An 8,503-nucleotide genomic window follows, 5' to 3' on the forward strand; every position below is an offset into this window, starting at 1 on the left:
TTCATTGAGAGCGAGGGATTGTTGATAAAGGGCGATCGCTTCTTCTATTTCTCCGCTATTGGCTTTGAGTATTCCCAAATAGTGCTTAATTAATGCTTGTTCTTGTTTATCTTCTAAAGGACAAAGGTTTAACGCTTGTTGATAATGTTTTAGTGCTTGATCAACCTCACCAACTTGGCTCTCACAATAACCCATCTCCTTGAGAACACGATAGTCTTCAGTAATTTCTAAGGTTGATTTGCACAGCTGCACCGCTTCCCTAAATCGACTTTGATGCCACCAGCGATTTGCTAAACTGCTTGCTATGTTGGCTGCTTTTTTTTCTTCCTTACCCAGCAACGCCAACCGATGAATTTCTAACCGTTGTTCCTCGATTTCTGTGTTCGCCTCTTCCCACCAAAGACGATACAGCGCCTCAGCCGCTTGCTTATGCAATTCCCCATCTGATCCTATTTGCACAGGCAAAATGCGCGGCACTCGTAACGCCTCATCATGGCTTACTTCCAACAGTCCTAACGCCACTGCTCGACTAATATAATGTTCCAAATTGGCGATGCTATCACAAACTGCGGCTAGAGCTTCCCTTGGTACTGGTAACTCAAACACCAAACCCCGTGACAACATCTCCCGCATGGTTGTATCCATCTGTACCAGCAATGCCTCTGCCAAAACTAGCTCTCGCAACTCCACCGGATCTGCTGCTAACCGATTCAAAATTGCCGCCACATCAACTGTTGTATTTTGCAGAATCTTATCCAACCATTCCAGCAAGCGGGGATTACCATCTGCTAACTTCTGCGCTTGTGATTTTAACGCCTCATCCACCTGAGATTCTGCACCAAAGGCTGTGAGGCGACTAAACTTTTTTTGCAAATCTGCGCCTTGCAGTGCATCCAACGGCTGTTTATAGAAATGCTGCAACTGGGTAAATTCAAAATCGTAACGGCAGGTAATAATGATGCGGTGGGAAGTGGAATTTTCTCTAATTGCCCAAACTAAAGCTTTCATTACCTCTGCTGCTTCCGCTTGCAAGATATAACTCTGATTGCGAGGTTCTAAATTCACTTCAAAGTCATCCAGCACCAACAAAAACGGCTTTGCTTGCTCATGCAACTGCTGGAAAACTCGTCTCAACCGAAACTTCAATTCTTCATCATAATTTTGTAGGCGTTTGCGTTGTTCGTTGTCATCCAACTTTTCTGTTAAGCGACTCACCAAACTAGCTTCATCGATTCGCCTAACCCAGACAACGCGCTCAAAAGTTGGCAGTCTGTCACAAAGCCTAGCTGCTAAACTACTTTTACCCAAACCGCCCATGCCATGAATCAACACCGCAACCTCATCGGTTGATTGACTCAGCACCCGCAAACAATTTTGCAATTGACGACGACGACCAACAAAACTCTCCCGCGTTGGGACTTTCACTTTACCCGCAGGATCTAAAAACTGGGTAGAAACAGAAAGCGGTGGTGCTGGTTTCCGTCCACGAGTCCGCAAAGGTGTGACTAATGAACTTGGTAAATTACCTCCTGCATAAAGACGCAATAAATGCCAATCCCGCGCCTTGTTCTTAATTAATGCTTGGTATGTACAAGCAATAGCTTCGGTGATTTGCTTTCCGGCTGACAATTCTTGATATAGTGCGGCAGCTGCGGCTGTAGCATCAGGATCTAAAACCTTTTGACCCCAACCCAAAACCGCTTTTGCACCTGATTTGAGCAATTCTTCAGCCATTGATGGCACAGAACCCGAATTACTAGCTTGCCCAGTGCGACAACCAGAGAGGAAGATCAGTTTAGGCAGTCGAAATTGTAATTCTTGAGCTATATCCCCAGCACTGGCATAGAAAGCTTCACCGATTTCGGTTTCTGTAATAAAGCGGGGTTGCCCATCTTGTAAAGTAGCATGACCCGTCAAGTGTAAAACGTCAAAATAATCCCCGTCGTAACCATCGACTAAATAACCCAACTCCGACAAACAGCCGCTTTCTTCCACCGTCAACGCTAAAGGTTGCCGCTTCGTCGCCTCCAAAATCCGTGCTTCCTCCGCCTCAAAATCCAGCACAGGTTTGACATCCAAAGGCGAAGTAGCCATAAACAAAACTTGTAGCGCCCGGTTTTCTGGTTCCCCTTCAATGGTCAATTTTTTTACCGTGCTATCTGACACCCAACGCACCGGGACAATAGCCGGGACTCGCTCAACCAAAAAGCTAACACCATCGTGCAGGACTTCCCAAGGCAGATAGGCGAGTTTTTCTGTTGCAGCGATCGCTAACACAATCCCCTCCCCTCGATGCTTATCTAGCATAGGTTGCAGCCAGCGATCGCTCCCATCCAACCAGTTATACAACCGCCGTCCTGTTACCGTATAATCCTCTGGAAAAGCCGACACATAATAATCTCGCTCTGCCAACTCAATCAAGTCGGCGATTTCTTTTACAGGGAGCGATCGCTTTTCATACTTATTTGGATTATCAATAAAGTAACGTAGCTCTACGTAATTCTCATCAACTGGCTTGAGGTCGAGGTGGAGCGTTTGCACGTTCTCAATCCTGAGACTTTAGTATTTACCCCAAGTCTACCACCCCCAATTCCGCAACAACAGACGCGATTAATCGCGTCTCTACGATTCTAAAATTTGGCGAATCTCTTCCAAGGTTGCATCCTCTAAAAGAAGTCGCCTGCCATTGCGCCCGACAATCAACACCTTTTCAATTCTTTTACCAGACTGCTTGGCTTTATACTCTTGATACCACTTGCGGATTTGTTCAGCAATGGCGATCGCACCCCCAACAATACCAACGATGGTAGCAACTGTTGCTGTTACTCCTTCTCTTTCCGGTGCATCTGAACTCACTGCATAGTTACCAGATATACCAGGAATTTCCAAAAGCGCCTCTGTTGCTGCGATCGCATCTTTACCCTCAATCGCCAACTGAATTTCTGCCATAGTGTTGATCTGCAAGTAACTCCAGGCTTATTTTAAACAACATCCCAAGGCAGTTTCTTCTAAAAATTCCTAATTCTTGTCGTAAAGAATGTCTGGAAACCTAAATTTTCGGTTTTTAGTTCTCAATCAACTTATAACAAGGGGCTTAAGCCCCTTGTTTTGTCTTAGTCCGCGCAGACTGACTTTAAGTGTGTAAAATGAGACTGTTGAAAAACTATATCCAAATCACGGTTATACTTTCTCATAAAACCATCAAAATACTTGGGGGCAATGGCCAAAAAGTTCTTAGTTTGGGAAAGATGTATCAGACTTTAATAACTATTAGAGGTGGCTGTAATGCCGACGATTCATTTTGTGGATGGTGAAAAAGGCGGGGTAGGAAAGTCTCTCTTTGCCAGGACAATGATTCAGTATTGTCTGGATAAGAGAATCCCATTTGTACCAGTGGAGACAGATAGATCGAATCCAGATGTAGCAGGGGTATATAAGGAGATATGTAAATATGCTGTGTTTAGTGAGAATGAACGACAGGCAAATAAGGCAGATAGAATATTTGAGTGGGCGATAGAGAAGCCAGTAATTGTGAATTTAGCCGCACAATCGCATAGAGCAGTACAAGGATGGATTGAATCTAATCAATTACTTGAGCTAGGAAGTTCGCAGGGAGTGATGTTTTGCAAATGGTTTGTATCGACAGGAGGATACGACAGCATCAACCTGTTTACTCAGTCAGTAAATACTTATGGTGAGAAAATTCCTCATATTCTGGTGAGGAATTTAGGGCTATGTGATGATTGGGAGCATTTAGAAGTCAGACTCTAACTATCAGAACATAGTAAATAAATATCAGATAAAAGTTATAGATTTTCCGAAGTTAGCATACAGAGAAAGAAACATAATTGACCAAAATCGCCTGACTTTTGCAGAGGCTAGAGAGTATAAAGAATTTGGGATAATTGGGAAACAGAGAATAGTGAATTTTCTGAAGCTTGCTTATGGTGCTTTTGAGAAAGTAGGTATCTGGTATGAAAAAGTTGAATAGTAGTCATTAGTCATTGGTCATTGGTCATTAGTACCAATGACTTCGGACAAACCTTAGAGGAGATTGGATGGGGGTGCGATGGCGTACCCGCCCGCCGTAGCGATCGCTTGGCGAATTTGACTACAATTCTTAGAAAGAGTAGCAAAAATCTAAATGTCTAAAAAGCCCGATTCTCAGTTTCAAAATCTTTTTAGTTCACCCAAATCAACAAACTGGGACGAAAGATTAGCTCAAATAGCCTATCGCTTTAACCGAGAATATCAACGTGAAACCTTTGAACTGCCAGCAGAAGTACAGGCGATGCCGATATTCGGCGAGTGGATTGCTGGAAGTTTCTCAGGGAGAATTGCTTCCCCTTTTTGGGAAATTGCTAAACCTCAAAAAAACCAACACTGCATAGATATTGGCTGTGGGATCAGTTTTTTAATCTATCCTTGGCGGGATTGGCAAGCATTTTTTCATGGGCAAGAAATCAGTAATGTGGCACGCGATACCCTGAATTCTCGCGGCCCACAGTTGAATTCTAAGCTGTTCAAAGGTGTTGAGTTGGGAGCAGCTCATCAGTTAAACTACCCATCAGAGCAGTTTGATCTAGCGATCGCCACAGGATTTAGCTGCTATTTTCCCCTCGAATATTGGGATGCAGTACTAGCAGAAGTCAAGCGGGTGTTAAAACCAGGTGGACATTTTGTATTTGACGTTCTCAATCCAGAACAGCCTTTAGCGGAAGATTGGGCAGTTTTGGAAACCTATTTAGGGGCTGAGGTGTTTTTAGAACCTTTGGCTAAGTGGGAAAAAACGATTAAGGCCGCTGGTGCTAAAGTCGTAACCCATAAATCAGGGGAATTATTCGAGTTGTATAAGGTGCGATTTTAAAAATCTTATTACTCAGGGATAACTGGACTTGATGGATCTAAAGAAGTTGTAAAAACAAAATAGATTACCCCAGCGCCGAGAATCATCACAGCGAGACTGAACAATAACACCCATCGGTCTGTTGGTTCGTAAGTATCTTCTTCAATATCACGACGGACAGCAAAATAGTGTCCTGTTGAGAGCCACACCGTAATTAAACCCACCAGTGAGAAGACTAAACCTAACTTCCAGCCATTACCAGGACGAGGTATCAAAGGTACTTGGAAGGCACGCAAACGCACAATGACGACACCAAAACCTAAAAGAGCGATCCCTGTCCGCATCCAAGCGAGGTAGGTACGCTCATTTGCCAAGTGATCTCGAATTCTGGAAGGATTCAGTCGTCCTGGCTTTTTTTTATCTTTATCTTCTTCTGTGGGTTTCAATTTTAACTGCATCAATAATACCTTTATCCCTAAAGCAGCTTTTGTCAAAAAAATGTGCAGGTAGTAGGAAATCTCTTTCCAGATAACTTGCACCCAGCGCAATAGTTGCGCTACTGAAATATGCCTGTTGTGATTGTACATTTTTTTCAAAATTTATTTTAATGCAGATATCGAAATAAAACAAGCCTGACCGAATAATTCGGAATTTGTAATTGATGTTATGGAGTAACTGTAAGTAATAAGATTCATAAAAAAACAGCCAAAATCAGAGAGATTTTTCAGCAGTTTTTGTCCTGTTTTTCTCTGAAATTGGTTGTTACCCTGTTGATATTGAGAACAATTTATAAACAGTTATAAGTCTAAATTCTTACCATACACCTAGTAACTGTTTAACGTTCAATGATTTAAGACTTCATAGTGGGCGCATTGGGAACCCGTGTATCTATTATAGCCTGTGATACATTTGGGATAAACCAGTTAACCTCGTTAGCTTTGACAATTTGAGCATTAGGAATGTTGATTTCAATTGCAGCAGTATCTGAATTAGTCTTAATCGCTAACTTACTGCCATCAGGTATCTTAATAGCTACTGCCTCTGGAAATTCTTGAGCTTGTCCGTCAGTGGTTAAACCTGTAATTGTGGCATCATTTGGCAGATAGAAGCCATCACAATCCCAGTTATTTTTAGTGGATTGACCATCAGCTAGAAAATATAGACCGTTCTCGTACATAGCATCGTCATCCTCTTCCTCATTTGGTCTTTTGCCATATACTGCTATGGTGTTACCTGTTTTGTTTTCGCATTGACCCCAATTGATTCCCGTCTCTAAAGCATATTTTTGGAATGTTAACTCATCGATTTTCTGCTGAATTTTCTCTGGTGTGACACCTTCTACTTGAGTTTGGGCTTCTTTTGCTTGAGTCAGTTTATCAAGCGTTTTCGTGACTTCGATATAATCAGGGTTTTTGCTAAATTTTGGTTTATCAGCAAAAGAAGGTTGAGCAAAGGTGAAATTAGCGACAATCATTAAGATAATTAGCAGAGATTTCCAGATTTTCATGTTTTGATTCCTGTTGATAGGTAAGATATTTTGCTGTTGGGAATTCATAATGCACTTCTTTTTAGACAATTAGTTTTTCTTGTTCTTCACTCAACGGTTGAGTATTGAAACCCAAAATTAATGAGAATATATAACTAGAAATTACAGATAGAAGAGTCCAAGTAACATTTTCTGTGAAAATAAACACGCCCAAACCAATCAAGATACAAGGTACAAAAGTCTTGCCATTTTCAGTTAAAAAGTTTGCGATCGCAGGTAAATAGGTTAACTTGTAAGCGGTATAACACCATACACCGACTAGGGTAAAAAATACACTTAGTATTACCAGCAGACTATCTAATTCTGAGTTGGCAAACAGGGGTACATAGACACTGATATTATCACTACCATTGGCAAAGGCGATCGCAGCGACATTGCAAGTTTGCGGAGAGAGAAAACTGCTAACTATAGAGGGACAAGACGGCTCAGTTTCTTCTTCGGCTTCCTCAGATGAATCCTCTTCGCGTTTTAGTAAACTGCTCATCCCAATGATTATTGGCATAAAACCAAGTAGTCTAATCCAGTCCTGCGGTATGATTAGTCCACCGAAGAAACCAGGAAGGCTAGCAACGATCAATGCTGCAAAACCGAGATACTGACCAGCAACGATATGACGACTGCGAAACGTTTTACTTATTTGTGAAAAAAGCAACGTCAGAATGACAATATCATCAATGTTGGTGGCAGTGAATGCGGTAATCCCTGTGGTAATTGCAGTTACTAAATCGTTCATTTATGGATATCCTTATGTTCATGCTTGGGAATTGGGCATGGGGCAAAACAGTTTCGAGTTCCTCGGCAAGCGAGTAAAGAAGTGAGATTCCCCACTCAGCACTCAGCACTCCTGAAGGGCATTGGTTGTTCTCCCTCTGCTTCCCCTGCTTCTTCCACTTTCTACTTAGCCGTTTGATTCCGTGCCGAAGCTTTGATTTATACTTTAGTCAAACTAACGGATAGAATCAAATGCTTTTATTTGTCAAAATGATAAATGAAAGTGATTAAGATTTTGACACTAAGTCTTAGGGATACGATAAATGGCAGGAATGACGCTTGAGCAGCTAAAAATCTTTCTAGCTGTGGCGCAGAACTTACACTTTACTCGCGCAGCAGAGGAGCTTTATATTACACAACCTGCCGTCAGTGCAGCGATCCACAACCTAGAGCAAGAATACGGAGTGAAACTATTCCATCGAATTGGTCGCCATATCGAGATTGCTGAAGCGGGTAAATTACTGCAAGTGGAAGCGCAAAAAATTCTCGATCAAGTTTCCTTGACAGAAAGGGGATTGCGAGAATTGAACAATCTGCAACGAGGTGAATTGAAATTAGGGTCAAGTCTGACAATTGGTAACTACTGGCTACCAAGTAAGATTAGTGAGTTTAAGAGCCAATATCCTGGTATCCAGATTGACTGTACCCTTGCCAATGCAGAAACGATTTGTGTCGGTACAGCGATGGGACAGTTTGATTTAGGTTTGGTAGAAGGAGATGTGAAGCCAGCACTTCAGAATACTCTAGAGTACGAAATAGTGGCGAGCGATCGCTTGCAAATTGTCGTCGGTCAAAAACACCCTTGGTTTGAGTGGGGAGAAATTGATTTAAGCCAACTAACTCAAACTCCTTGGGTGATGCGGGTGCGAGAATCTGGAACACAACAAAGGTTTGAGGAAGCATTGCAAAATTGGGGGATCAACCTCAGCGAACTGAATGTAATTTTAGTGTTCACCAGTGGTGAGATGGCAAAAGCCGCGATTGAAAATGGCGTAGGCGCAACTGGAATTTCTGAGTTGATGGTAAAAAAAGAAATCCAGTTGGGGACTTTGCGGGCAATTCGAGTTATTGATAATAGAGAAAGTAACGGTGCGATGCCTACGGCGGGCTACGCCTACGCAGAAATAGTTCGACCTTTTTTCAAAATCAAGCATCGTCAGCGTTTTCAAACTGCTCTTTCCAAAGTCTTTGAACAAATGTTGATATCGTCTATGTTGGATGGTTCACATCATTTATCAGCTATTTAAAGGAGACTGGGCATTGGGCATTGGGCATTGAAAAGAGACAGAAGGGAAAAACTTACTACAACTGCTCCCTGCTCCCCTGCTCCCCTGCTCTCT

General features: G+C 42.4%; 8 protein-coding genes. 3 read left to right on the plus strand and 5 right to left on the minus strand.

All coding sequences use genetic code 11. The features are described 5' to 3' along the window. Both ACFE93_RS33295 and ACFE93_RS33300 read right to left on the minus strand, forming a co-directional pair. Positions 1-2,541 (minus strand): CHAT domain-containing protein (locus ACFE93_RS33295; protein ID WP_375480184.1); only part of this gene is annotated, 2,541 nt, incomplete at its 3' end. Between the two features lie 81 nt (positions 2,542-2,622). Further along, the gene (locus ACFE93_RS33300; protein WP_334857280.1) at positions 2,623-2,949 is read right to left on the minus strand and encodes a hypothetical protein; all 327 of its coding nucleotides are present in this window, start codon (positions 2,947-2,949) and stop codon (positions 2,623-2,625) included. Positions 2,950-3,285: 336 nt separating this feature from the next. Between ACFE93_RS33300 and ACFE93_RS33305 the strand changes: the two genes are divergently transcribed. Then, a complete protein-coding gene (locus tag ACFE93_RS33305) occupies positions 3,286-3,771 on the plus strand; it encodes a hypothetical protein (protein ID WP_375480186.1) in 486 nt (161 codons plus the stop codon). Positions 3,772-4,144: 373 nt separating this feature from the next. Further along, positions 4,145-4,867, plus strand: a complete 723-nt coding sequence (locus ACFE93_RS33310) for a class I SAM-dependent methyltransferase (RefSeq protein ID WP_375480188.1) — start codon at positions 4,145-4,147, stop codon at positions 4,865-4,867. Between the two features lie 8 nt (positions 4,868-4,875). Here ACFE93_RS33310 and ACFE93_RS33315 read toward each other — a convergent pair whose 3' ends face one another. From ACFE93_RS33315 to ACFE93_RS33325, 3 genes are all read right to left on the minus strand, one after another. Then, entirely contained in the window at positions 4,876-5,433 is a 558-nt protein-coding gene (locus ACFE93_RS33315) for a YidH family protein (protein WP_375480190.1), read from the minus strand. 263 nt (positions 5,434-5,696) lie between these two features. Then, entirely contained in the window at positions 5,697-6,353 is a 657-nt protein-coding gene (locus ACFE93_RS33320; protein ID WP_375480192.1) for a hypothetical protein, read from the minus strand. Positions 6,354-6,414: 61 nt separating this feature from the next. Next, entirely contained in the window at positions 6,415-7,125 is a 711-nt protein-coding gene (locus ACFE93_RS33325) for a cadmium resistance transporter (RefSeq protein WP_375480194.1), read from the minus strand. A 301-nt stretch (positions 7,126-7,426) separates the two neighbouring features. Between ACFE93_RS33325 and ACFE93_RS33330 the strand changes: the two genes are divergently transcribed. Continuing rightward, positions 7,427-8,410, plus strand: coding sequence for a LysR substrate-binding domain-containing protein (locus tag ACFE93_RS33330; RefSeq protein ID WP_104909181.1), 984 nt, complete (start codon positions 7,427-7,429; stop codon positions 8,408-8,410). Positions 8,411-8,503 lie beyond the last annotated feature (93 nt).

Source organism: uncultured Nostoc sp. (genome assembly GCF_964247315.1).
Classification (GTDB): Bacteria; Cyanobacteriota; Cyanobacteriia; order Cyanobacteriales; family Nostocaceae; genus Nostoc.

Coding starts and splice junctions, on each gene's coding strand:
- ACFE93_RS33315 (WP_375480190.1), bottom strand. CDS start 5,433: ATGTACAATCACAACAGGCATATTTCAGTAGCGCAACTATTGCGCTGG.
- ACFE93_RS33320 (WP_375480192.1), bottom strand. CDS start 6,353: ATGAAAATCTGGAAATCTCTGCTAATTATCTTAATGATTGTCGCTAAT.
- ACFE93_RS33330 (WP_104909181.1), top strand. CDS start 7,427: ATGGCAGGAATGACGCTTGAGCAGCTAAAAATCTTTCTAGCTGTGGCG.
- ACFE93_RS33300 (WP_334857280.1), bottom strand. CDS start 2,949: ATGGCAGAAATTCAGTTGGCGATTGAGGGTAAAGATGCGATCGCAGCA.
- ACFE93_RS33305 (WP_375480186.1), top strand. CDS start 3,286: ATGCCGACGATTCATTTTGTGGATGGTGAAAAAGGCGGGGTAGGAAAG.
- ACFE93_RS33325 (WP_375480194.1), bottom strand. CDS start 7,125: ATGAACGATTTAGTAACTGCAATTACCACAGGGATTACCGCATTCACT.
- ACFE93_RS33310 (WP_375480188.1), top strand. CDS start 4,145: ATGTCTAAAAAGCCCGATTCTCAGTTTCAAAATCTTTTTAGTTCACCC.